The sequence below is a fragment of the Bacteroides ndongoniae genome (assembly GCF_900108345.1).
GTDB lineage: Bacteria > Bacteroidota > Bacteroidia > Bacteroidales > Bacteroidaceae > Bacteroides > Bacteroides ndongoniae.
In genome coordinates this window covers 628,578-651,751 of record NZ_FNVV01000013.1, presented here as the reverse complement: position 1 = coordinate 651,751, position 23,174 = coordinate 628,578, and the positions used below count along the sequence as shown (strand labels likewise).

Annotated in this window: 23 protein-coding genes and 1 pseudogene; 17 read left to right on the top strand and 7 right to left on the bottom strand. The window is 49.3% G+C overall.

All coding sequences use genetic code 11. From position 1 onward, the window contains the following. Positions 1–193 precede the first annotated feature (193 nt). Positions 194–706, top strand: coding sequence for a hypothetical protein (locus BQ5591_RS06955; RefSeq protein WP_071148888.1), 513 nt, complete (start codon positions 194–196; stop codon positions 704–706). A 10-nt stretch (positions 707–716) separates the two neighbouring features. Here BQ5591_RS06955 and BQ5591_RS06950 read toward each other — a convergent pair whose 3' ends face one another. Further along, positions 717–1,676, bottom strand: a complete 960-nt coding sequence (locus BQ5591_RS06950; protein WP_235817053.1) for a ComF family protein — start codon at positions 1,674–1,676, stop codon at positions 717–719. A gap of 420 nt (positions 1,677–2,096) precedes the next feature. On the opposite strand from BQ5591_RS06950, the gene BQ5591_RS06940 reads away from it, so the two are divergent. Beyond that, a complete protein-coding gene (locus tag BQ5591_RS06940) occupies positions 2,097–2,411 on the top strand; it encodes a helix-turn-helix domain-containing protein (protein ID WP_071148886.1) in 315 nt (104 codons plus the stop codon). A 51-nt stretch (positions 2,412–2,462) separates the two neighbouring features. Then, positions 2,463–2,765, top strand: coding sequence for a helix-turn-helix domain-containing protein (locus BQ5591_RS06935; protein WP_071149374.1), 303 nt, complete (start codon positions 2,463–2,465; stop codon positions 2,763–2,765). 128 nt (positions 2,766–2,893) lie between these two features. On the opposite strand, the gene BQ5591_RS06930 is transcribed toward BQ5591_RS06935, so the two are convergent. The 3 genes from BQ5591_RS06930 to BQ5591_RS06920 all read right to left on the bottom strand — a co-directional run bounded on the left by BQ5591_RS06930 (position 2,894) and on the right by BQ5591_RS06920 (position 5,870). After that, entirely contained in the window at positions 2,894–3,277 is a 384-nt protein-coding gene (locus BQ5591_RS06930) for a virulence RhuM family protein (protein ID WP_071148885.1), read from the bottom strand. A 25-nt stretch (positions 3,278–3,302) separates the two neighbouring features. Beyond that, complete coding sequence (locus BQ5591_RS06925; protein ID WP_071148884.1) at positions 3,303–4,511, bottom strand: site-specific integrase; 1,209 nt, start codon at positions 4,509–4,511, stop codon at positions 3,303–3,305. A gap of 129 nt (positions 4,512–4,640) precedes the next feature. Continuing rightward, a complete protein-coding gene (locus BQ5591_RS06920; RefSeq protein WP_071148883.1) occupies positions 4,641–5,870 on the bottom strand; it encodes a site-specific integrase in 1,230 nt (409 codons plus the stop codon). A 288-nt stretch (positions 5,871–6,158) separates the two neighbouring features. Here BQ5591_RS06920 and BQ5591_RS06915 point away from each other — a divergent pair. The 8 genes and pseudogenes from BQ5591_RS06915 to BQ5591_RS06880 form a co-directional block, all read left to right on the top strand. Then, positions 6,159–6,350, top strand: a pseudogene (locus tag BQ5591_RS06915) (tyrosine-type recombinase/integrase); the annotation flags it as partial. Positions 6,351–6,353: 3 nt separating this feature from the next. Next, positions 6,354–7,022: a hypothetical protein gene (locus BQ5591_RS06910; protein WP_159434438.1), complete on the top strand. Its 669-nt coding sequence runs from the start codon at positions 6,354–6,356 to the stop codon at positions 7,020–7,022. 241 nt (positions 7,023–7,263) lie between these two features. Next, on the top strand, positions 7,264–7,503 hold the full coding sequence (locus BQ5591_RS06905; protein ID WP_071148880.1) for a helix-turn-helix domain-containing protein: 240 nt from the start codon (positions 7,264–7,266) through the stop codon (positions 7,501–7,503). A 3-nt stretch (positions 7,504–7,506) separates the two neighbouring features. Beyond that, complete coding sequence (locus tag BQ5591_RS06900; protein WP_071148879.1) at positions 7,507–8,235, top strand: hypothetical protein; 729 nt, start codon at positions 7,507–7,509, stop codon at positions 8,233–8,235. After that, complete coding sequence (locus BQ5591_RS20685) at positions 8,192–8,815, top strand: P-loop NTPase family protein (protein ID WP_068855402.1); 624 nt, start codon at positions 8,192–8,194, stop codon at positions 8,813–8,815. Before BQ5591_RS06900 ends, BQ5591_RS20685 begins: the two co-directional genes overlap by 44 nt. A gap of 355 nt (positions 8,816–9,170) precedes the next feature. Further along, complete coding sequence (locus tag BQ5591_RS06890) at positions 9,171–9,551, top strand: plasmid mobilization protein (RefSeq protein WP_235817052.1); 381 nt, start codon at positions 9,171–9,173, stop codon at positions 9,549–9,551. Further along, entirely contained in the window at positions 9,548–10,819 is a 1,272-nt protein-coding gene (locus BQ5591_RS06885) for a relaxase (protein ID WP_071148877.1), read from the top strand. Before BQ5591_RS06890 ends, BQ5591_RS06885 begins: the two co-directional genes overlap by 4 nt. A 24-nt stretch (positions 10,820–10,843) precedes the next feature. Then, positions 10,844–11,371 carry a hypothetical protein gene (locus tag BQ5591_RS06880; RefSeq protein WP_071148876.1) on the top strand — a complete coding sequence of 176 codons (528 nt, stop codon included), beginning with the start codon at positions 10,844–10,846 and terminating at the stop codon, positions 11,369–11,371. A gap of 2 nt (positions 11,372–11,373) precedes the next feature. Here BQ5591_RS06880 and BQ5591_RS06875 read toward each other — a convergent pair whose 3' ends face one another. Next, positions 11,374–12,552: an IS4 family transposase gene (locus tag BQ5591_RS06875; protein WP_071148875.1), complete on the bottom strand. Its 1,179-nt coding sequence runs from the start codon at positions 12,550–12,552 to the stop codon at positions 11,374–11,376. A gap of 281 nt (positions 12,553–12,833) precedes the next feature. Between BQ5591_RS06875 and BQ5591_RS06870 the strand changes: the two genes are divergently transcribed. The 6 genes from BQ5591_RS06870 to BQ5591_RS06845 all read left to right on the top strand — a co-directional run bounded on the left by BQ5591_RS06870 (position 12,834) and on the right by BQ5591_RS06845 (position 20,938). Next, positions 12,834–13,445, top strand: a complete 612-nt coding sequence (locus tag BQ5591_RS06870; RefSeq protein WP_071148874.1) for a TetR/AcrR family transcriptional regulator — start codon at positions 12,834–12,836, stop codon at positions 13,443–13,445. 130 nt (positions 13,446–13,575) lie between these two features. Next, on the top strand, positions 13,576–14,397 hold the full coding sequence (locus BQ5591_RS06865) for a class I SAM-dependent methyltransferase (protein WP_071148873.1): 822 nt from the start codon (positions 13,576–13,578) through the stop codon (positions 14,395–14,397). 10 nt (positions 14,398–14,407) lie between these two features. Next, positions 14,408–16,210, top strand: coding sequence for an ABC transporter ATP-binding protein (locus tag BQ5591_RS06860; protein WP_071148872.1), 1,803 nt, complete (start codon positions 14,408–14,410; stop codon positions 16,208–16,210). A gap of 7 nt (positions 16,211–16,217) precedes the next feature. Next, positions 16,218–16,838 (top strand): class I SAM-dependent methyltransferase, encoded by a 621-nt coding sequence (locus BQ5591_RS06855; RefSeq protein WP_071148871.1) that lies wholly within the window; start codon positions 16,218–16,220, stop codon positions 16,836–16,838. An 8-nt stretch (positions 16,839–16,846) separates the two neighbouring features. Continuing rightward, complete coding sequence (locus BQ5591_RS06850) at positions 16,847–18,577, top strand: ABC transporter ATP-binding protein (protein WP_071148870.1); 1,731 nt, start codon at positions 16,847–16,849, stop codon at positions 18,575–18,577. 927 nt (positions 18,578–19,504) lie between these two features. Further along, complete coding sequence (locus BQ5591_RS06845) at positions 19,505–20,938, top strand: AAA family ATPase (protein WP_025277667.1); 1,434 nt, start codon at positions 19,505–19,507, stop codon at positions 20,936–20,938. 11 nt (positions 20,939–20,949) lie between these two features. Here BQ5591_RS06845 and BQ5591_RS06840 read toward each other — a convergent pair whose 3' ends face one another. Further along, on the bottom strand, positions 20,950–21,690 hold the full coding sequence (locus BQ5591_RS06840; RefSeq protein WP_071148869.1) for a hypothetical protein: 741 nt from the start codon (positions 21,688–21,690) through the stop codon (positions 20,950–20,952). 89 nt (positions 21,691–21,779) lie between these two features. Next, entirely contained in the window at positions 21,780–23,165 is a 1,386-nt protein-coding gene (locus BQ5591_RS06835) for an aldo/keto reductase (RefSeq protein ID WP_083380897.1), read from the bottom strand. Positions 23,166–23,174: the final 9 nt, after the last annotated feature.

Here is a 23,174-nt window from a genome sequence, read left to right as displayed (position 1 = left end):
ATATTGAATATAATCTGCTGAGCGGCATGTTGCGTGTGCCTCAATTTATTCATTTTCGGGTATTTGACCAACCGGAATAGATAATTCGCAAAATTTTCCTGCCCTGCGGTCTGCCTTTCTGTTTTTTTTCCCGTATCTTTAGGCGGTGAGATTAGGATTGCCAACTCATTGGCTTAATAAAATAGGAACAGACATGAAAAGTATGAAGGTTATAATAATGGAAATGTTAGCCCTTGTTTTCGGGCTTTCAGGGTGCAGGAACACGGGTAAGCAGGCGCAGCAGGACTGGAGCGCTGTTCTTCCTGTGCCAAGTGCCGCACGCATCACGATGGACAAGCTCCCCGAAGTGTTGAGGAACGTGCAGGCAGGACGCACGGAGTTTGACTTCACGGGTATCTGTAGCAACGGTACGGACTGCATCTATTTCATGCAGGAAAACGGGAAGTTCTACATCGACTTTGAAGCCATGAGCAAGGAGCAGCTCCCTTATCTGGACTCGTTAAAACACTTTGCCGGGGAGCACGGCTATCCCGTTGTCGAAACGACCTATAACAATACCCCCGTTGATTACGACCATCTGGAATTTGCCCCCGTCCTCAGCCTGAAGGTCAATGCGGACATTGACAGCATCGTGAAAGTCGGGCGGCAGATTGAACAGGACATCTTCCGCAATGACAGCCGCACGGTTTATGAAATCGTGCCATAACCCGCCGTTGTCATAACCCGCCTACCGTTTTCCCTAAAAACACCCCCGTGACCGATACCGCGCCAAGCTCTTTCATCCTCCGGAACAGGTGCAGGAAGTTGGTCCCTGTCGTCAATACATCATCCAGCAGCACGATATGCTTCCCCCGGATGTACCGCCGCGTGAATTGCAGGTTCGAGAGTATCTCGCCGCCGCTCTTCTCCCGGCCTTTCAGTTGTTCCCGGTCTTCGGCTATCCATATCGCCTTATAGCCGTCTTCGATGCCGAGTTCCCTCGACAGGTAGTAGCAGGCTACCGGGAAACGCCTGCGCTGCCTCTCGCGCGTCGAGGCGGGGACGGGTATCAGCACCGTGTCTTTTCGCCCTTTCTCAAACCCGGCATGGAGCAGGGCAAACGCAAGGATCTGCGCCACCAGCTCCCCGCAATGCCCGCCTTCCTTGAAACGGAATATCAGGTTGCTCACCCGTTTCTGGTGTTCGTCCTTCTTCTCCATCCACGTGGGATGGTAGTCGTGCAGGTAATGGCACGTGCAGCCGTCAATCACGCATTGCCCCTTGAACGAGGTCTCGTAGGGGTAGAAGTCCTGCCGCTCGCTGCGCTCGAACGTATATTCCAGCAGTTCACGGTACACAGCGTTGCGCTCGCTTGAATGTCCCAGAGAGTACCACCCGGCGTGCCTTCCGGCCTCCATGATGCACATCCCGATTTCCAGCGTATCGCTGAACGGGTGATGCGACACGACATACCATCCATGCAGGCGGCACAGTTCCTGAAACTCCGGCAGGTCGGCGCATAGGAAATATAGGATACCCTCCTTGCGGATGACCAGCGTCAGTTCCGCTGCCGGCTTCTTCCGGCAGAACAGGCTCTCGCAGTACCCCACGCCGTGCCACACCGACTCCGCGCAGTCGCTGTCCTCAAACTGCACCTCCGCCTCTTCGAGCAATTCAAATTCTTCCACCATAGGCATAAATTTTAGGCCGGGCAACCTTCAGCAACCCGTGTTTTGACATTTGGATGCCCCTAATGTACAAAATTCCGGCAGTATTCACCTCCAATCCGCCCCCTTTTATGCTTTTTTTCCGATTTTCTCCGTTTCCATACCGTTGTCGTTCCTCCCGTAAGCCTTGACCATCGCATTTACTTCCCTTTATCCTACATTCCTCCGACCCGTCCATGTTCGTCCCCCCCCCGACACACCCATCATTCCATGTATGATTTTCTCTTTTCGCCTCCCGTATTTCGGATGCGTCCACCCATTTGCTGCCGGCGAACGGCGCCACAGGCTTCCACACCGAAGCCAAATGCTGCCACGCACGGCCCGGATGCACCATATCCCGCCGGAACCTGTTTACTTTGCGGCAGTATTCACAATTAAAGCAACAGATTTATGGAAACAGTAGTAGTTATCGAGAGAAAGACCTTCGAGGAAATCATGGCACGTTTTAACCGTCTCGTAAACCGGGTGGATGAAATCCGGCGCAAGTCGGAGGCAAAGCGTTTGGGCGAATGGCTGGACAGCTCGGAGGTGTGCCGCATCCTTCAGGTCAGTCCCCGTACCTTGCAGACCTTGCGCAGCAACGGCACGTTGGGCTATTCGCAAATCGTGCGCAAGGTGTATTACCGTGCGGAGGATGTGCAACGCATCATCCCCGTCGTCGAGGAGCGCCGCAGACGGGCGGCCCTGAAAGGGAAAAGCATCTGACCCCGCACCGAATGATTGTACCACTAAATCCATCGTAAGAGAATGAACGAACTGAATGAACTGATGACACGGGAAAGCGGGCCGGTGGTCCGTCTTCTCGAAAAGTTGGAGAGGACGCTGGCGGAGGTCGGGCGGCTGACGGAGAACTACCGCCCCGTGCTGGGCGGAGAACGCTATCTGACGGACAGGGAGGTGGCGCAACTGCTGAAGACCAGCCGGCGCACCTTGCAGGAACACCGGGATGCGGGACGCATGGCCTATATCCAGTTGGGAGGAAAAATCCTCTACCGCGAGTCGGACATTGAGCGGATGCTGCGTGAGGGCTACCGCGAGGCGTTCCATCACGGGGACTGACCGTCTTCCAATGACTGCTTTCGACCTGTTCCTTCGGATAGGAGGAGCGGAAGACAAGTGCGGCGCACAGGCAGGGACGATACTCCCGCCGTGCGCCGCGCTTGCTATATAGGGGTTGCCTTATCCTTTCATGCGTAACCCGTATGCCGGATGTTTGGCATGATGAGCAGTTGCATCCCTTTTCCTCCTTTGCCGTCGTCGCCGAATCTGCCGGTGACATATTCCCGCAGTCGCCGGGCCCCGTAGGTATCGAGGCGGAAAGCGAGGGCGAGAATCAGGGAGAGGCTGTACACCACCTGCCTGTTCCCGTCGGGCAGGCTTATGCGCCGTTCCGTTTCGTGGGGTGTTACGATGCCGCTTTTGTACACCGCCTTTACCGCCGCGCGGAGTGTGGGGGCAATCACCCCGAACAGTTCCACCAATTCCGGCTCGTCCATCCAGATGGAAGTGCCGGGAGCTTCCGGCACATGGAGCGTGCCGCGCTCATCCAATGTAATGATATGTCTTTCCATACATTTGTTGTTATTTTATTCAATTTCAATTCGTTTCCGCTTCTTTCCGGCTGTTGCGCCGTTCCATCAGTTGGTCCATATCCTTGGATATTTTCCCGTCCGTCACCTGCGCATAGACCTGTGTGCTGTTGATGTTGGCGTGTCCCATCATCTTTGCCGCGCTCTCTATCGAAATGCCTTCCGAGAGCAACAGGGTCCCGAAGGTATGACGTGCGCAGTGATGGGAGAGATTCTGCTCAATGCCCATCATGACGCCCAAGGCGTGTACCTCGAACCAGTGTATATCACGGATGGGCAGCGGGAACACCGGACGTGAATAGTCTTCCGTGTTGTAGAGCGACAATATCCGCTGCGCTACCGGATGCAGCGGGATGAACGCCTCCACATTCGTCTTCTCACGCTGCTTGCGGATATAGGGCCTTCCTTCCGCCGTCTTACCGATATGGCACGGATAGAGGTTGCGCAGGTCTGCGTAGGCCAGTCCCGTGAACGAGCTGAAGATGAACATGCGCCGGGCAAGCTCCACTTTTTCGTCCTCCATCGGCGTGTCCATGATGCGCCGCAGTTCGCCGCGGCTGATGTGCCGCATCTTGGGTGGGTCCTTCTTCTCGTAGGGCACATCCTCCAGCGGATTGCACCTCAGTACCCCTTCGTCCACCGCGATATAGATAAGGCGGTTCAGCCAGCACAGGCAATGGTTCACGTGCGTCGTCGCATAGCCCAGATCTTTTTTCAGGAAGAGCTTGAACGAGTGTCCGAACTCCTCCGTGATGTCGGCAAAGGCGATGTCCTCCATGCCTCTGGACTGGAGGAACTGTTGCAGGTTAAGCTGTGTGGTCTTCGACTGCCGGTAGGTGGAGGTGGAGTGTATTTCCTCCGAGCGTATTTTGAGACGTTCCCTTTCCGCCTCGCCGCCTTGGAGCAGGGTCTGCGGGATTCTCGCCACTCCCGTTACGGCGTTCTTCAGCAGTTCCGCGCTGACCGCTCCCTGCTCTTTGAGCAGGCGGTCGTAGGTCCGTTCCAGATTCTGGCGGAACTCCGCCAGCCGGTTGTTCTCACGTGCCGTGCGGATGCCTCCTTTCTTGCTGTCCCAATCCTCCGGGCGGCAGGTGATTCCCGTGGTGATAAGGATGTTCTTCCCGTCGATGGACACCCGGCAGAGGACGGCGCACGTGCCGTCCGGTTTGATTCTTTTCTTGTTGATGTAAGGCAATATCTTGAATGTGCTGCGCATAGAATTATTTTTTAGATGATACAAATGATAATGATGTTTTATGGAATGAGCGGCAAGGCCATTGAATGCCAATGCCTAAAATCCTGTTCGATGTATCCTTTGACGATGATAAATCCGTTCCTGTTCCGCTCATAGTGCCAGTTCCAGATCGCCGGTTGCTTCGATGAACCTGTCCATGTCCTCGAACAGCTTCTTCGGCGTGACACGGGCATAAATCTGTGTTGTCCGTATATTGCTATGTCCCAACATCTTACTAATAGTTTCAATGGGCACACCTTCTTCGAGCGTAACCAGCGAGGCGAACGAGTGCCGCCCCATGTGATACCAGAGGTCGGTCTCCAGTCCGGCGATGACACGCAGGATTTTCATGTTCGCCCGCAGCGTGCGGTAATGCTGCGGGGGCAGCAGCGTTTCCCGCGTGTCGTCCTTATACTTCTCTATCAGGGCGACGGCCTCCGGCAGCAGCTTTACGCGGGCTTTCAGTTCGTTCTTCTTGCGCCGGTATTTCAGCCACAGGCTGCCCTCGTCGTCCGTGAACAGGTTCTCCCGTGTCACCGACACGGTGTCCGCATAGGCTGTTCCCGTATAGCACGCGAACAGGAACAGGTCCCTCGTGATGACGACGGAACGTCTTTTCTCCGGTATCTCCACATCCCGCAGCTTCTCGAAGTCCTCCCGGCTCAACGCCTTCGGCGTGCTTTCTTTCTGCTTGGGCAGCTTGAAATGCACGAAGTGCCACACCTCCGACAAGCCCTCCTTGTAGGCTGTCCGGCAGAGCTTCTTCAGCAGGGCGAGGTAATGCCGTGTGGTCTGGTTGGAGTATCCCCGTTCCCCCTCCGTGTAAGCCTGGTATTCCCGGATGAACTGTTCGTTCAGAGCGCCAAAGGCGATGTCGTTCATCTTATACTTCTTCTTGACAAAATCGCCCAGTGTCAGCCGGGCGTAATGCCACGTGCTCATCGAGGTCGGGGACACGTCGATACCGATGCGGCTTTTCCGCTCCTCGATCATCCTGTCGAACAGGCGGAGCAGCGTCATTTGTGTCTCCATGCTGCCTTGCAGCAGTTCCTTCACCGCCTTGGCGTCGAAATCGCGTTTCCGTCCCTGCAACTCCTCGAATGCCGTGTTCACGGCGAGCAGCAGTTTCTCTATTTTCGCGTTTGTCTCCACCGCCTCGCGGCTCTTCCCGTCCAGACGGCTTTCCCGTGCGTTCCACAGCTTCGGGATGCAGGACAATTTCGTCCCGAACTGCGCCATTGTCCGGTTTACTGTAATTCTTCCCATGATGGGAGCTTTGCCCGACTTGTCGGGTTCGGTCTTCTTCAGGTAGAGCAAGACCTTGAATTTCTCAATTTTCATACGCCTACATTTTTTGTTTGCAAATTTACTATTGATGTAAGCGTTCATCGCTACGCAAAATGCTGTGTTTCACAGAAAAAGAAACCGTCGCCAAACTTTTTTCGACCCTCCGGTTAACACCGTCCCTTTTCGGTAACAACCTGTTAACGGTTTGGTAACTGAACCAATTCAGCATTTCTCCAAAATCCGTTTCTGCGACTTCTTCCAGATATTGAAAATCCGCTCATTATTAACCGCTTGCGTTTTTAACTCACCATTCTGTACCCACTTGCTTCGTCAATGATTTCCCATGTTGCCCGCCACACCTTCGCCACAATGTTGCTGACACTCGGTGCTGACCTTTATACCGTATGCAAGCTGCTCGGCCACTCGGATGTGAAGACCACCCAGATATACGCCAAAATCATCAACAAGAAAAAGGAAGATGCCATCAGCCTTATCGACATGGAGTTTGCCAATACCCGAACGGATATAATATAGAGTATGAGAAGATTGCCTGACGATTTCAATGTGAACATCCTGCTGCCGGGAGCAGTGTGGCTACTCATATCTGTCCTTGCCGGACGGGTAGCGGTCGCACGGCTTGAGACGGATGCTATTACCGTCGTCATGTTCGTGGTAATCTCGCTCGTTATCTTCATTGTTCCGATGGCTGTCTATATGGAGTATCGAAAGAAAATCGAGCAATTGTCGGAGCGCAAATCTAAAAAGGCTTCTTCACCGTCCGGTAGTGGTTCCTCTGGCAAGTCTCAATCGACCACAGAACCAGAGACAGCATGTCGGTTTTCCTTTCCACCGGATTTCCCGGATGCCTTGAAAGGAGACAGAACTATGATATTTATGGAAGCCTTGCGTCACGAAGGCTTTCTTGATGCAGAATACCGTCCGCATGATGGATGCAATGCCACACTGATGGCTTTCATCGCGGACAGCATAGCAGCAATCTGCAACATCAGCCGCCAGTGGAAAATTTTTGGCGACTATTGGCATCTGAACAATATGCGCCAGTTGTTGGATGTGAAGAACCGCAGGGGTTCCAAAGCCGACAAAGAGGATGTTATAATCTCCATTTTTAAGAAAGTGGCAGAAGCCGACGATAATATCCGCAATACCGATGCATATCGTAGTTGGGAGAGAAATATCAAAATTTAACCGCTTTATCGTTTCAGGCGACTCATCTCGCTTAACATCTGTTTTTTCTATTCCCTGTTTTCGTCTGTTTGCTGTTGTTTTACAGCCGTGCTTTTAAAAGTTTTCCACTTAGCTTTCCATCTGTTTTACAGTAGACTAACAGCCTTTGTCGTGTGATTTCCGATGGCTTACTTTGCACCGTCTTCCTTATCGGAACGACGGCTTTCACAGCCTAAGAAATCACATCAAAAACGACAGAAATATGGAACAGATGAACCAATTAATCTCGACGGCCGAGGCCGCGAAATTTCTCGGAATCAAAGTGAGTTATCTTCACAAGCTGATGATGCGACGCGTCATACCTTACTACAAGCCCAACGGCAAACTGTGCTTCTTTGACAAAGCCGAACTGGAGGCATGGATGAAGAATGTACGCGTGGCATCGCAGGCGGAACTCGACCAACAGGCACAGAAGTACATCATCAACCGTTCGAAGCGGTAAGTCATGGCGGGCATATACGACTACATTAACCAGTTTTGGACAGAAGCGGAGCGCAGCCCTTTCAACCCTACGGAGGTAGCACTTTATCATTACCTCCTGTATGAGGCAAACCGCCTACGCTGGAACATGCCGTTTGCCTGCCATACAGCCATCCTCTGCGTGCGGCTCTCGACCACCAAACAGAATATCAGCAAGGCACGGCAGCATCTCAAAGAACGTGGGCTGATAGATTGTCAGGTTGGTACAGGAATCCACACCCCTGCGCTATATTCCTTGACCATACAGCCGTCCCGGCAGTTGCCGCATCAGGTTACCCGACAGTTGACCCATGAGTTGACCGTACAGTTGCCCCATTCTAATATAAAAGATAAAGACGAAGATATTATCAACTCTCAACACGCGCGGGAAGATGGACATAAATCACTGGATGAGCTTGAGTCACTCCTGCTTGCCGATACGGTTTGGCAGGACAAGATTATCGAAGTGCTGGCGAAAAGAGAAAACTGGATTATTGACAGATACAGGCTACACGGGAATATCCGAGACTTCTTTGACGAGCAAAGAATCGGCGGAAACGCGCAGCGGAACGAGAGCGATTGCCGAAGCCATTTTTACCATTGGATTATCAAACATCTGAATACAACCCGATATGGAACAAAACGGAAATCCCCAACTTATAGAGACTCTGATGTCACGGCTGTGTCAGCCGAGGACTACGAAGGAGCGTTTTAGACTGCCTTTCGATGAAGAGACGGCTGCGAAACTGCTTAAATGTGCCATCGCAGGCGAAGTGAGCCGTTTCGGAGGCACATTTCTTTATCCTGACGCGGTAGACTCACAAGTCAGGAACCTTGCTGCGAGCCTTACCTCCGGCAGAAGGTGCGGGGTGATGCTGTGCGGCTTGTGCGGCAACGGCAAGACCACCGTGATGAGGGCGTTCCAGAACCTGCTCAATGTAATCAGGATACCGGACAACTACCACAGGACTGTGTATGGTATGCCGATCGTGAATGCCGTTCATATTGCCCATCTGTGTCGGAACAGCTATACCGAGTTCCTGCGGCTGTGTGATATGGAGATGCTCGGCATCGATGACATGGGCATAGAGCCTGTGGAGGTGCAGGAGTTCGGCAACATGCACAGGCCGCTGACTGACCTGCTTGCAAGAAGATACGAGAACCGTGGCTTCTCGTTCATAACCACCAACCTCGTACCGCAGCAGATACGCAAGTTGTACGGCGACAGGATTGCTGACAGGCTGAACGAGATGGTGGACAAGATTGTATTCGACAACCCTTCATTCAGAAAATAGAGGGAAGAATAAAAGCTGACAGAAACAGGATGCAAAAAACATTTTCCATTGTTCAATTATCCGGCACTCCACTGGCACCAGTCTGTTTTGGCTGTGGCAAGCGGACGGATGGATTGACATGGAGCGGTAGCGTTCAGTTGCGAGGTATGCCGAGGTATTACCGCCTACGGACAGTAATACCCCGACGCCCTCGCAACAGTCCGGCAGACTGTTGTCCTTGCCGCTCGCAGGCTCGCAGCTTCCCTCTTTTAGAAACCGTTTCACGACTTTTCAAAGACATCTGTTATATATGGAATACGAAGATACCTCCAGTCAGGAGCATGAGCAAAAGAAGCCCGTTATAAGGCGTGACAAGGTGGTTGTCACCAAGGTCACGGAACTGGAGCTTTCGCAAATCAAGAGCACCGCCGACCAATGTGGTATGACACGCAGCGACTTCATCCGGGCAAGGGTACTCGGCTACAAGCCACGGCAAAGGCTTTCCGACAGGGAACTTGACGGTTTACGGCAACTTGCGGCTTGCCGCACGGACATGGTGAACTTCGCCAATGCCCTGCACGGGTTGAACGATAACGAAAAGGTAAAGCTATTCCGCCATCAACCGACCATGCTTGAATGGTACGAGAAAGTGGCTCATGTCACGAACCATGTCGCCGACTTCCTGCAGTCCACGCAGACGGCGAACAGCTATCCGGCAGGGGCAACAAACCAAGAAGCTAAGGAGGACGGCGCATGATAGCCAACGCAAAGGCGGTAGCCCACGGCATAAGGGCGATGCTCTATGTATCGGGCGAATCGAGGAACAAGAAACATCCCGAAAAGATAACGCGCATCTGCGACAACTTCATGCCGCAGGGCATGGACGCTACGGGAATATGGACGGAAATGAAGTTCGCCACCATGAACCACGCAAACATCAAGAACAATGTCATCCGCATGGAGATAAGTCCGGCGATGGAGCATACCGAAGATTTCACCTTGGATGACTGGCGGCAACTGTGGTACGACTTCGCGGCGGCTTTCGACGAGCAGGAAATCCGGGACAAGGACGGCATGGTCGTTTCCCCACGCACCAACGTATCGGGCAGCAAGTCCTCCGTATGGCTGCACGAGGAATCCAAGAGCGGCATACCGCACCTACATGCCATCGTCTGCCGGGTGGACGAGGACGGGAACATCAACAACGACCACGCCATCCACCTCCGCGCACAACGGGCGGCAGAAAAGGTTGCAAGGCAAAGAGGCTGGACTACCGCCATGCGCATACACGAAGCCAACATCCCACAAGTCAGCGACGACTGCATGGAAGCCTTGCAAGAGCTTGACAAATGGTCATGGGACGGCTACCAAGAAAGGCTTGCCGCCAAAGGCTACGACTTGTATCTGCGCAAGGATAAGAAAGATGTCATTCGTGGTTATGTGCTTTGCAAGGGCAACACAAGGTTTAAGGCTTCCGAACTTGGTAAGGGGCGCAACCTGACCGCATCACGCATCAGGCAGACATGGGAGAAGCTGCATCCGGAACAGGACAAACAGAAAGCCAAACAAGCAAGCCCGACACCCAAACCGACCGCCACAGCAACACCGAAGCCATCCGTTCCTAATGAAGCCCGACAAAAGCCACAGCCATTGGTACTGCGAAACAACTCGGTTTACGAGGACTACACGGACTATAAGCCGAACCGCCAGCCCACGGAGTTTGAACATGACGGAAAAACCTACAAACGCTATCTGCCCGACAAGGTGCTTGACTTCTTCAACAACGAGTTCGACTACCAAGAACTTACCAACTGGCAGGACTTGCAGAACTTGGCGATGGCTTACTTCACCCTTATAGCGTCACCCTACGAGATGACATCCGGCGGCGGTGGAGGCGGCTCGCAGTCCGACCTCAAATGGGGACGCGACCCGGAGGAGGACGAGATAGAGTTTGCCCGCCGTTGTGCGCGTGAGGCTTCGCATAGGCTCGGCACACAGAAGAAATCAGGAATGAAACGCAAATGACAAACCCAATAAACAACAGAGGATATGAAACAACCCGATACCGCCGCCCTGCGTGAGCGGCTTGCCAATTATACACCCGAAGAGGAGTTGAAACAGGATATGCAGGAGCTTGACGGACTGCTTCAAGAAGTCAACTGTCAAATAGTTGGACTTCGCAATCTGCTGAATGAAATCCAAGCCTTGAAAGAAGAACTGCACGGCATACACGGTAGCCTAAAGCACACCGTCCAACGGGAACGGGCGGCTTTCAAGGCTCTGGAAGCAGCCAAGGAAAGTGCCGACAACATAGTGGACGGCATCAGCAATGCCATTGTCAAAGTGGAAAAGAATACCGTCATCCATGCTAAGGTTGATGACCGTGAACTGGCAAAGGTAAACCAATGTTCTGCCGACCACATCAAGGCAGAGAAAAAACTTTTGGAGGAACATAGTAAAAAGTTAGCCAAACACCTTCAAAAGAATGAAGGTATTTGGCTATCAAGTTTTTGGACGAAAATTATGATGTCCTTTTTTATATTTTACACTACTACTGGTGCGATAAAATCGCATTGATTTTAAATATCACCAAATAACGAGAGTTCTTTGACATTTTGGTTTGAAATGATTGATGAGTCTTGTTTTGTTATCAACGACCGCAGGTCTGTTCTTTCCAACGCGGATATTCTAATCAGGGTAGCCACCTCGGTGATTGAATATGGGCTGTTGCAGTCAACCTTTATTCTTGCCACTGTCAGATACGATATGATGGCAGCCCAAAGATGGATTTTGACAGCATTTTCCGAATATCCCCACAGAGTCTTTACGGTAATGTTCTGTTTAATCCACTTGAAGAATACCTCTATATCCCATCGATGGCGGTACAAGTTGGATATTTCTAAGGCACTGACTTCAAAATTGTTGGATATAAAGTCCACAATAGTGTCATTATCAGGGTCATAAACGCGGACAAATCTCATGTCTTCGGGATACAGCTTGCTTGAGTTATATCCTGTTACCCTTATACGGGAGTCTTCCAGTATGCCAGACTTGACATCGGCAATATCCATTTGCTCGACAGTATCGAATTTCATGTTCTCTTTTGGACGTGATACCCAAAATGACTGAGCCTGATGAAATCTAAAAAGTGCTTTAAAGTCAACATAAGCCTTATCCATCACGTAGAAAGCATAAGGCTCTGGTGTCAGTGCGTCAAGTTCGTTGCTGTCATGCCACTTGCCGTCCGTGATATGGATATTGGTAGGTATGTTGCCTCTCAAATCCAACAGGGTGTGCATCTTGATAGCTCCTTTGCTGTATTTCCCCAAAGCCCACGTTGCAAGCTTTATACTGGTCGATATGGTCGTGGAATCAAGTGCATATATCTCGTTATCAATGGTAATTTGAGACAGTTGGATATTTGAGTATATCGGTCTGAGCATGTCAATTAAATAAAGGCCCAACCCTTCAAAGATGCGGTAATCCCTGCTTTCGTTTGCACGAGACAATGAGGTATGGTTCACGGCCTTACGAAAGCCGAGATGATAAAGCATCTTGTTATGGGCTTCGAGGCATAGACAAATATCCCTCAGAGAATCACATCCCGTCAACTGTCCGAAAAGGAGATGAAGGAGGTGACTGTAACTGCTGAGATTTTTGGTATGCCAATCTCCTTGATATTGCTTTACGAGTTTATCAAACTGATATCGCGGTATATACTCGACAACTTGGGAAAATACAAACTTGCCCTGATTCATAATCCTGATATGTTGAAACTACAGGACTAATAAATCATTTTCAAATCAAAAAATCAATGAACGCTTATATTTGATTTAAAATTAATCGTTTAACTACAGTGATGTGGTTTTTATCGCACCACTAATAATTTTACACTATTCTACTTCTTATTTATGCTTACATAAAATAAAGTCCAAAGTATATATTGGATATTGTAAAATCCCTAAAAATAGGTATTGCCCGACAATTTCAAGCCTTGTACCTTTGCAGAAAAATTAAAAACAGACATTGTTCACTATAAATGCAAGTGCTGAAAGAAGACATACGAGGACGAATATTGACGGTTGCCAGACAGCAATTCGAGAAGAAAGGCTATTCCAAAACTTCCATGCGTGAAGTGGCGGAATTGGCTGGAGTTGGTGTCGGAAACATCTACAACTACTTCACGAACAAAGATGAATTATTCCATGAAGTGGTCCGTCCTGTTTTGTGCGCTTTGGAAGCCATGCTGCAAGAACACCACGGCATACGGGGCGAAGATATTATGATGATGCGGTCGGAAAAATACCTGAAATCCTGCATTGATGAATATGTTTCGCTTATAGACAAACACCGTTCGCTAATGGAAATACTGTTGTTCCGTGCGCAAGGTTCTTCATTGGAACGCTTCCGTGAGAATTATACCGACCGTTCCACGGAATTGGTTAAGGCGTGGTTCGCGTCCATGCAGCGGAAACATCCCGAAATCAATACGGCTGTGTCCGATTTTATCATTCATTTGCATACGGTATGGATGTTCACGATGTTCGAGGAGCTATTGATGCATTCCGTACCCCGGCAAGAGATGGAGGCTATTTTGCACGATTATATTCTGTTTGAAATCCAAGGTTGGAGAGCTATTATCAAGATATGAGATACAGACAACGTACATACGAACATTCAACCGCATCAGAACGGTTGGTAAGGAGGAAATCTTCACGGAGGTTTCCTCCTTTTTTTATGAACAATTCTGAATATCGTTCACTATTAAACACTCCAAAAATATGAGACAGAAATACGAGTTTAAGAGTATTGTAGCGGAAACATTGCTTATTCCGCTATACATGAGAGCCAAAGAAAGTCGCCGGAATAATCCCATTCTATATGACAAGGCTGCGGAATGGCTGGCGGACAGTTTGGAATACGATTATTCCCAGTTCGACGGGGCAAAGTTGAGCGAAGTGGGATGCGTGGTGCGTGGATGGTTTTTTGACTGCGCTGTGCGCCGATTTATTAAAGCACATTCGCATCCGGTCGTGGTCAATGTGGGATGTGGACTGGATACCCGTTTCCAGCGTATCGGAAGTCAGAAAGCAGTCTTTTATGATTTGGATTTGCCTGAGGTCATTGCTCTACGCCGGGAATTGATACCCGAACAGCCGGACAATGTCTATATTGAAGCGTCTTTGTTGGAGACCGACTGGATGGATGACCTGCGCCGGAAGCACCCAGAAGCAGAATTTATCTTCATCGTGGAGGGGGTACTGATGTACTTCTACGAGAAGCAAGTAAAATCCTTCCTGCATCACGTGGCAAACCGTTTCGGGGGAGGTGAATTGTGGTTTGACGTGTGCGGCACGATAATGAGCCGACATGGTGTGAAGCCCGATTCGCTCCGCAAACACGAGGCTCAAATCCGTTCCGGCATAAGCAACGGGTATGTGGTGGAACAATGGGAACCGTCTTTAAAGCTCATTGAACAGGCTAACTATATGAAGTTCTTCCGTTCACGCTGGGGATTCTTCTTCGGGCAGATATTGGGGCGCATCCCTTGGCTCTGCTACAAATTCAGTTCATTGCTCGGATATAAAATCACATCAAAATAGCGTAATAACAATGGAAAAATCAAAAAAGAAAAAAGGTTTGTCCCGTCTGTTCGAGATAGCGGGACAAAGGAAAGGTCTGCTTATATTAGCAGGTCTGCTGTCGGCTGGCAGCGCGGTGTGTATGCTTGTGCCTTATTGGGCAGTTTATGAAATTTTGAAAGAGTTGCTGTCGAATGGCTCCAATCTTTCCGCTTTGGACGGAACGGACATGATGCGTTGGGGATGGATTGCATTTGGAGGGCTTGTTGGCGGATTGATATTGCTCTATGCCGCCCTGATGTCCTCACATGTGGCTGCATTCCGTATCTTGTATGGGTTGCGTGTCCGTCTGTCTGAACATATCGGCAAACTGCCTTTGGGATATTTGAACAATACCTCTACGGGAGCCATCAAGAAAACAATGGACCAGAATATCGAGAAAATAGAGGGCTTCATCGCCCATACCATTCCGGATTTGGTCAATGTAATGGCAACGGTAGTGGTAATGCTGGTCATCTTTTTCTCGCTGGATGTGTGGCTGACAGTCGTGTGCATGGTCGTTGTGGTGCTTAGCTTATTCCTGCAATTTTCCAATTTCATGGGAAAAAGGGCAAGGGAGTTCATGGGTATCTACTACGATGCGCAGGAAAAGATGAGCGCGTCTGCCGTGCAGTATGTACGGGGAATGCCCGTAGTCAAGATTTTCGGGCAGAGCGTCCGTTCGTTCCGTCAGTTCAATGCCGAGATTCAGGCGTACAAGACATTCGCCTTGAAATGCTGTGACACCTACCAGAACGGGATGATTGCCTTTACCGTCTTGCTCAATTCGATGGTGACGTTTATTCTTCCTGTGGGCATCCTGCTGATGCAAGCCAGTCCGCAATCCTTGTCATTGGCGGTAGTATGGCTGTTCTTCATTATCATGGGGCCGGGTATGGCTTCTCCCGTTTATAAACTGACATTCTTGGGAGGCAACACGCGCGACATCGATGAAGGTGTAAACCGTATCGACCGCATACTTGAAAAGAAACCTGTGCCGGAGCCGGTACATCCGCAAGTGCCTGCCGCTTACGATGTGGAATTTCGCCATGTGTCATTCTCCTACGAGAACACAGAACAGGGAACACGGACGGAAGCCCTGCGTGATGTCAGCTTCATTGCACCACAAGGAAAGATAACCGCCCTTGTCGGTCCGTCAGGAAGCGGCAAATCAACGGTTGCCAACCTGATACCTCGGTTCTGGGATGTGGAGCAAGGGAAAATATGTATAGGCGGTGCAGATATACGCCAAATACCTACCGCAAAACTGATGGATATGGTTTCATTCGTCTTTCAAGACACTTTCCTTTTTTACGACACTCTTTATGAGAACATCGCCGTAGGCTCTCCTGATGCCACGAAAAAAAAGGTGATAGCCGCTGCGAAAGCTGCCCAATGCCACGATTTCATAGAGCGTTTGCCGCAAGGCTACGAAACAAGGATAGGCGATAAAGGTGTATTCCTGTCCGGCGGTGAAGCCCAACGGATATGTGTGGCTCGTGCCATATTGAAGAATGCTCCGATACTGGTGTTGGACGAAGCGACTGCTTTCGCTGACCCTGAAAACGAGCATAAAATGCAGATGGCTTTGCAGTCGCTGATAAAGGACAAGACGGTCATTGTGATTGCCCATCGCCTTTCTTCCATTATTTCTGCGCATCAGATTGTCATCATGAAAGAAGGAAGCATTGTGCAATGCGGAAGGCATGAACAATTATCCGTGACAGAGGGTGTATATAAAAACATGTGGGATGCCTATACGAGCGCATACCATTGGACGTTGAACAAAAACTAAAAGCAATATGAGAAAGAAGAATTTCTTAAACAAGGTCTTGCAAAACACAAGTTGTCCGCAAGGATTTTGGGGACGGATGATTTTGCGAGGAATGAATTGTTTTCATGCATCTTTAGCTAATCGTGGCATGAAGCAAGTGGAATGGCAGCCGGAATGGAATGTGCTTGATATAGGCTGCGGTGGCGGTGCGAATTTGAAACGTTTATTGAATTTATGTCCGAAAGGAAATATCTACGGCATAGACCTGTCAGAAGAAAGTGTTTCATTCGCCCAAAAGTACAACGAAAAAGACTTGAATAAAAGATGTTTCATACAACAAGGGAATGTTTGTTCATTACCTTATGAGGATGGATTCTTTAATGCAATCACGGCTTTTGAAACGGTCTATTTTTGGTCGCCTGTAAACATAGCGTTGTCTGAAGTGGCGCGTGTTCTCCGAGAAGGAGGTTGTTTCCTTATTAGTCTGGAAGCGAGCGACCCCGAACTTGGAAAAATGTGGACGGAACGGATAGACGGTATGGTTGTCTATACTCCGACAGAATTGGAAGAGCGGTTGCATGAAGCCGGATTTTCATCCATCAGAACAATCCGTAAAAAGGAAGAAATACATATTATAGCATATAAATAAAATAAGATATGAATGCAATAAAGAATATTACAATAGGTCACACGGAAAGACTTTACAAGCCGGTGGGTTACACCATGCTTGCCAACTTAGTCAATATCGTGCCGTTCTGTCTTTCCATAGAAGCGATACGTATCATTTTTAGTGCATTTGACGGGAGCGGACAACCGCTTGACACGACCCGCCTGTGGTGGATATTCGGCATTATGGCTGTTTATATGCTGGTCATGGCTTTGGCAGAACGGGCATCCTACCGAGCCAATTTTAGAGGAGCATACGAAATGAGTGCTTCCGGGCGTTTGTCGCTGGCGGAGCACTTGCGGAAACTATCGTTGGGCTTTTTGTCGAAACGTGATCCGGGTGATTTGTCGTCTATGCTTGTTACGGACTTCATGATGGCAGAAACCGGAATTTCGCACCACCTGCCCCAACTTATGGGTGCCATAGTCATGCCCGTACTGGCTTTTGCTTCGCTTGTATGGATAGATTGGAGGATGGCGGTCAGTATGTTTGCGGCCTTGCCGTTTGCCATGCTCGTCCTGTGGGCAAGCACAAAGGCACAGCGGAAGTTAAGCGGCAGGCAAATTCAAGCAAAAATAAATGCTGGAAATCGGTTGGAAGAATACTTACAGGGTATTCGGGTAATGAAAGCGTACAATCTGATAGGTGACCGCTTTGTCAGGTTACGCGATGCGTTTGCAGAACTTCGCCGTGCCTGCATCCGTCAGGAAGCCTTGTTAGGCCCGTTCGTCTTGTTGAGCATCACTTTGGTACGTGCTGGGCTGACAATGATGGTGCTATGTGGAACTTACCTTCTGTTGGGAGGGCAACTTTCAATCCTTGTATTCGTGCTATTCCTTGTAGTCGGTTCTCGTGTGTTCGACCCGCTGACTTCCGCACTGACAAACTTTACCGAGTTCCGCTATTTTTCCATTGCCGGTGGACGCATCCTTTCCTTGATGAACGAGCCGGAGATGAAAGGAGAACAGCAATCCCCGGCAGCGGGCGACATCCGGTTTGAACACGTATCGTTTGCCTATCAAGACAAGGAAGTGTTGCATGATATAAACATTACGCTCCCGAAAAACTCCTTGACGGCTCTTGTCGGACCTTCGGGAAGCGGGAAAAGTACGGTGATGAAGCTTTGCGCCCGTTTCTACGACCCACAGAAAGGATGTATCTTTTTCAATGGTGTTCCGATGAATGAGATAAATCCAGAAAGTCTGATGAGCCACATCTCTATGGTATTTCAGGATGTTTATCTGTTTCAGGACACCATACGCAATAATATCCGCTTTGGTAAAACTGACGCGACGGAAGAAGAAATTATAGCCGCAGCTAAAAAAGCCTGTTGCCATGACTTCATCATGCGGTTGCCCAAAGGATATGACACCTTGGTAGGCGAAGGGGGGTGTACCCTTTCGGGCGGAGAAAAGCAACGCGTATCCATAGCCCGTGCTATTCTAAAAGATGCGCCAATCATTCTGCTTGACGAAGCAACCGCCTCACTTGACCCCGAAAATGAAGTAGAAGTGCAAAAAGCAATCGATTCGTTAATCAAGGGACGTACCGTTATCGCCATTGCCCACAGGCTTAAAACCATCAAGGATGCCGACCAGATTATTGTCTTGGACAACGGACGGATAAAGGAAGAAGGCACACATGATGACCTTGTCCGAAATGAAGGGCTGTACGCTCATTTATGGAATATTCAAGAAAGCATTTCCGGCTGGAAACTGTAATTGTAAAATGGACTGAAAATGGAATTAATGTTTTAATACTTCCTTTTCAGTCCATCTTATATGTGAATGATTTACTCCTTTAATTGACATAATAAGAATTTTTCCAAACTTGTTTTATCTGCCAACTGAAGCATGTAAGTAGAAACAAACAGTTGGTTACTCATTCCGGCTATGGCAAACACTACCTGTTTATATGAAATAATAGATACATTGTTGACATATTGCGATAGATTTTCTAATTAACAAGATTCTGGTAAAAAATCGTATAGGTAATTAGTTGGAACCATATATTGCCAAGTTGTTACTATTCTGTTATTCAATTAGGTATTTGCCGTATTATATATCTGATAATAAAATATATTAAGTCACATACCTATCTTGAAGGGAAAAGAAAAAGTGGAAACTGGTCTACGACCATACCTTGCCTTTCCATTTTCCCTCATCTTGCTCCGACAGCATCTTGTGGAATGCCATTTTGTACCTATCCATTCCTTTGTTGCACCTTGAGTGGACAGCATTCGTCCGGTAATTTAACAGCGAATAGATTTGGTGCCATTTTGTTATCTACAACTCTCAAAAATGCATTTATATTATTGATAACTAATGATATATAATTACTAACTGATATAATAGCCTAATACCCCAACCGCCTTTCGGCGGCGGGATGCGTACCACTTGAAACAGCAAGCTGGGCGCATAACTTATCCGAGAAAAACTGAAAAGCATCCGGCAAATATGGAATGCCACTATATACTGAACCGTTACTTTATCTCATAAAAAATCATAGATAAAGTAGTAACTCGGTGTTATGTTGTATTGGTGAGTTTGTACTTTTACTCAAATATTTTATAAGATAAAGTACAAACTCACTCTTTGAAATTTGGCAGACACATATGGATTGAGTACCTTTGCGGAAACGGAAATATTATGCAGGACAAACTGGTTTCACGAGACAGGGAATGTGACGAACTGCAGCGGTGTCTGGAATCAGACCGCTCCGAATTTGTCATCATCAGCGGACGGAGGCGTATCGGTAAGACATATCTCATAGACAAGTTCTTCAACTATAAATATGATTTCACCTTTGTCGGCGAGCACAACACTCCGGCTTCGGTGCAGATACAGAATTTCATGAGGGCGATCAAGCGTCATTCGAAAAGAAGACAGCCGAAAGCCGGGACATGGTATGATGCCTTCAATGCGCTTGAAGATTATCTGGAGACATTGCCTTCAGACCGGAAAAAAGTCATATTCATTGATGAAATGCCTTGGATGGATACGCAGAGGTCGAATTTTGTCAATGCCCTGGAAACATTCTGGAACGGCTGGGGCAACAGGCGTACAGACATCATGCTCATCGCCACAGGATCGGCGACATCATGGATGGCGGACAAGATAGAAGCCAATCAGGGAGGATTGCACGCAAGAGTGACCTGCAACCTGCATCTTTCCCCGTTCAATCTGCATGAGACGGAAGAATATCTGAGGCAGCGCAACTGCAGATGGGACAGATACCAGATTCTGCAATGTTATATGATATTCGGCGGCGTTCCCTTTTACCTGAGCCTCCTGAATACCTCTGACAGTCTTGCACAGAACATTGACCGGCTCTTTTTTGCAGATGGTGCCCATCTCAAAGGGGAATTCGACGAACTGTACAATGCCCTGTTCAGCAATGCCGACACATATATATCAATAGTCAAGTTATTGTCGGAGAACAAGTCCGGACTGACAAGGGAGGACATAGCAAAAGCCACAGGTCTGGAAGGCTCTTTCTTAAGCAAGATACTGAAGAACCTTGAACGCTGCGATTTCGTAACCCGTCTGTCACATTTCGGGAGCAAGACCCGAGGAAGCATTTTCAGGCTTACGGACTTCTTTACATTGTTTTATTACAAGTTCATAGAATCCAACAATGCCAAGGATGAAAGGTGGTGGAGCAACAACATGGATTCCCGCAGCGTCTCTGCATGGATGGGACTCAGTTTCGAACTTGTGTGTCTGGCACATCACCGGCAGATAAAGGCGGCACTCGGAATAGCCGGTGTCGGAACGGCCATATCCTCATGGAGAAGCAAGGCAGATTCTGACAAAAACATGCCTGGCTTCCAGATTGATATGATTATCGAGCGAGCAGACCGTATCATCCATTTGTGCGAAATGAAGTTCAGCACTGACCGTTATGCCATCACTGATAATTACGAGATGAAACTCCGTGAACGGATGGGATTATTCCGTATGGCGACAAAGACCAGAAAGACATTGGTAATCACATTTGTCACCACATACGGAGTGGTGGACGGAAAACATAAAAGTATCGTCCACAGTGAAGTCACCATGGACGACCTTTTCAAATCATAGGAATATTATTGTTACGGAAGTCGGCCTATCATTGTCCTGATAGCATAAACGACAGATGTGGGACGGATTCTTGCCGCAGACAGGGCAGTTGACAGGCTCGAAGCGGTCACGAACCGTTTTCCATCCTTGGAAACCAGAAATCTACTTCTTTCAAGAATGGACTGCCAGTGTGCCTGTATGCACGACCTTCCGAGCAGAGTGTCGAAAAGCACGGCCACATGGCGGATGTTATTTACCTGAATACGGAAGCCCTCCTCGCAGGCAAAAAGAGTTTCCATATCCTCCATACGAACCGTAGGAACACAGAACAGATGGTAAGTATTGGCACAAGACACAATACCTGCCATCTGTTCCTTCGAAAAATTACACTCGAATGAAAGTGAAGCTGCGGTCGCCATTGGATCCGCATCATACGCAAATGCCGGACTATTTATTTCAGATGTGTCATACATCCTTTTCAGTTCCATGCAATCATCCAATGAGAATGATTCGGTAGCGAACTTTTCTCGCACACAATCCTGATAATCATGCAGAATACCTCGAACTATATGGATAATCATCTCATGGCAATTCCGGCAGACCACATTGTCACAGTCTATATACCGGTGACTGTTGATGAAGTCGTCCACGAAGCGGCGATAAAGTTTGCCGCTGTCAACGACATTCCGGAGATAGGCTTCTCTCGCTGAAGCGAGCAATGCAAAAAGTCCATTCCACACATCCTGCTCGGCAGTAATGCGCCGATGATGCAAATTTCTTCCAAAAAGAGAGAATACAGTTTTCTGATCTGTTCATATTCAATTTAAATTATAAGTATTTGAGTATAAATGAAATAACGTCGCTATAAATTATCTTGCTTCAACCGTTCTACAAAATGGTCAATCCGTTGCATCTCCTTCGGGATGTCGATGCCTTGCGGACAGTCGGGCGAACACTGGTTGCACCCGATACAGTGGCTGGCTTGGCGGAGCTTCGGCACGCTGCGGTCGTAACCGACAAGGAAAGCGCGGCGGGCACGGTGGTAGTCCTCCTGACCGCTGCGGGGCATATTCCCCTCGTTGATGCACTTGTTGTGATGCAGCAGGATGGCGGGTATGTCTATTCCGTAAGGGCAAGGCATACAATACTTGCAGTCGTTGCAAGGGATGGTCTGATACTGCATCATCAGGTCTGCCGTTTCTTGCAGGAAGGCAAACTCATCGTCCGACAGGGGATGCAGAGGCGAATAGGTGCGCAGGTTGTCTTGCAGATGCTCCATATAGGTCATACCGCTGAGGACAGTCAGCACACCGGGAAAACTTCCGGCAAAGCGGAACGCCCACGATGCCACGCTCTGCCCGGATTCGCGCTGTTTCAACTTGATGACGATGTGGTCGTGTACTTTGGAGAGCCGTCCGCCTAACAGCGGTTCCATAACGACGGCGGGGATGTTCCGCTTCGCCAGTTCGCCGTAGAGGTATTCGGCATTGACGTTGATGCCCGATGCGTGCCGCCAGTCAAGGTAGTTGAGCTGTATTTGCACAAAATCCCACGGTATGCCTGATTCCTGCAACATATAGTCGAACACCCGCACATCGCCGTGGAACGAAAAGCCCAGCTTGCGGATGCGCCCCGCCTCTTTCTCTTTGAGGATGAAGTCGGCAATGCCGCAATCGTACAGCCGCCCGCGCATTTCCTCCATTCCCGCGCCCGTGTCGAGGATGTGGAACAGGTAGTAATCGAAATAATCCGTCCGCAGGTGTTTGAACGAATCCTGATACATCTTCACACTGGCATCGTGCAACTCCTTGCCACGAAGCCCTGCCCCGTAGAGGCGGTGGTTGGACATCTTCGTGGCAATGTAATACGAGTCGCGCGGATGTCGGCTGAGGGCAATGCCCGTCGCTTCCTCCGACAGCCCCTGACAATAAGGCGGCGCGGTGTCGAAATAGTTCACGCCGTGCGCCAGCGCATAGTCCACCAGCCGGTTTACTTCTTCTTGGTCCACCACTTGCCCCTCGCCGTCGGGATTGGGCATCATCGGCCAGCGCATACAGCCGTAGCCGAGCAGCGACACACGGTCACCCGTCAGCGTCCGGTAGGTCATCTCTCCGCCGGGTTCGCCTGCATTGGTAGATGTTAATGAGCCTTGCCTATCACCACAAGCCGTCAGTCCTGCGGTCGCCATTCCAGCCGCTCCCGCTATCTTGAAGAAGTCGCGGCGGGAGATTGTCTTCTTATTTTCCATATTTGTTCG

Excerpts from the sequence above, each read along its gene's own strand:
- BQ5591_RS06955 (WP_071148888.1), top strand. The coding sequence starts at position 194 with ATGAAAAGTATGAAGGTTATAATAATGGAAATGTTAGCCCTTGTTTTC.
- BQ5591_RS06950 (WP_235817053.1), bottom strand. The coding sequence starts at position 1,676 with ATGCCTATGGTGGAAGAATTTGAATTGCTCGAAGAGGCGGAGGTGCAG.
- BQ5591_RS06940 (WP_071148886.1), top strand. The coding sequence starts at position 2,097 with ATGGAAACAGTAGTAGTTATCGAGAGAAAGACCTTCGAGGAAATCATG.
- BQ5591_RS06930 (WP_071148885.1), bottom strand. The coding sequence starts at position 3,277 with ATGGAAAGACATATCATTACATTGGATGAGCGCGGCACGCTCCATGTG.
- BQ5591_RS06925 (WP_071148884.1), bottom strand. The coding sequence starts at position 4,511 with ATGCGCAGCACATTCAAGATATTGCCTTACATCAACAAGAAAAGAATC.
- BQ5591_RS06920 (WP_071148883.1), bottom strand. The coding sequence starts at position 5,870 with ATGAAAATTGAGAAATTCAAGGTCTTGCTCTACCTGAAGAAGACCGAA.
- BQ5591_RS06910 (WP_159434438.1), top strand. The coding sequence starts at position 6,354 with ATGAGAAGATTGCCTGACGATTTCAATGTGAACATCCTGCTGCCGGGA.
- BQ5591_RS06905 (WP_071148880.1), top strand. The coding sequence starts at position 7,264 with ATGGAACAGATGAACCAATTAATCTCGACGGCCGAGGCCGCGAAATTT.
- BQ5591_RS06900 (WP_071148879.1), top strand. The coding sequence starts at position 7,507 with ATGGCGGGCATATACGACTACATTAACCAGTTTTGGACAGAAGCGGAG.
- BQ5591_RS20685 (WP_068855402.1), top strand. The coding sequence starts at position 8,192 with ATGTCACGGCTGTGTCAGCCGAGGACTACGAAGGAGCGTTTTAGACTG.
- BQ5591_RS06885 (WP_071148877.1), top strand. The coding sequence starts at position 9,548 with ATGATAGCCAACGCAAAGGCGGTAGCCCACGGCATAAGGGCGATGCTC.
- BQ5591_RS06880 (WP_071148876.1), top strand. The coding sequence starts at position 10,844 with ATGAAACAACCCGATACCGCCGCCCTGCGTGAGCGGCTTGCCAATTAT.
- BQ5591_RS06875 (WP_071148875.1), bottom strand. The coding sequence starts at position 12,552 with ATGAATCAGGGCAAGTTTGTATTTTCCCAAGTTGTCGAGTATATACCG.
- BQ5591_RS06870 (WP_071148874.1), top strand. The coding sequence starts at position 12,834 with ATGCAAGTGCTGAAAGAAGACATACGAGGACGAATATTGACGGTTGCC.
- BQ5591_RS06865 (WP_071148873.1), top strand. The coding sequence starts at position 13,576 with ATGAGACAGAAATACGAGTTTAAGAGTATTGTAGCGGAAACATTGCTT.
- BQ5591_RS06860 (WP_071148872.1), top strand. The coding sequence starts at position 14,408 with ATGGAAAAATCAAAAAAGAAAAAAGGTTTGTCCCGTCTGTTCGAGATA.
- BQ5591_RS06855 (WP_071148871.1), top strand. The coding sequence starts at position 16,218 with ATGAGAAAGAAGAATTTCTTAAACAAGGTCTTGCAAAACACAAGTTGT.
- BQ5591_RS06850 (WP_071148870.1), top strand. The coding sequence starts at position 16,847 with ATGAATGCAATAAAGAATATTACAATAGGTCACACGGAAAGACTTTAC.
- BQ5591_RS06845 (WP_025277667.1), top strand. The coding sequence starts at position 19,505 with ATGCAGGACAAACTGGTTTCACGAGACAGGGAATGTGACGAACTGCAG.
- BQ5591_RS06835 (WP_083380897.1), bottom strand. The coding sequence starts at position 23,165 with ATGGAAAATAAGAAGACAATCTCCCGCCGCGACTTCTTCAAGATAGCG.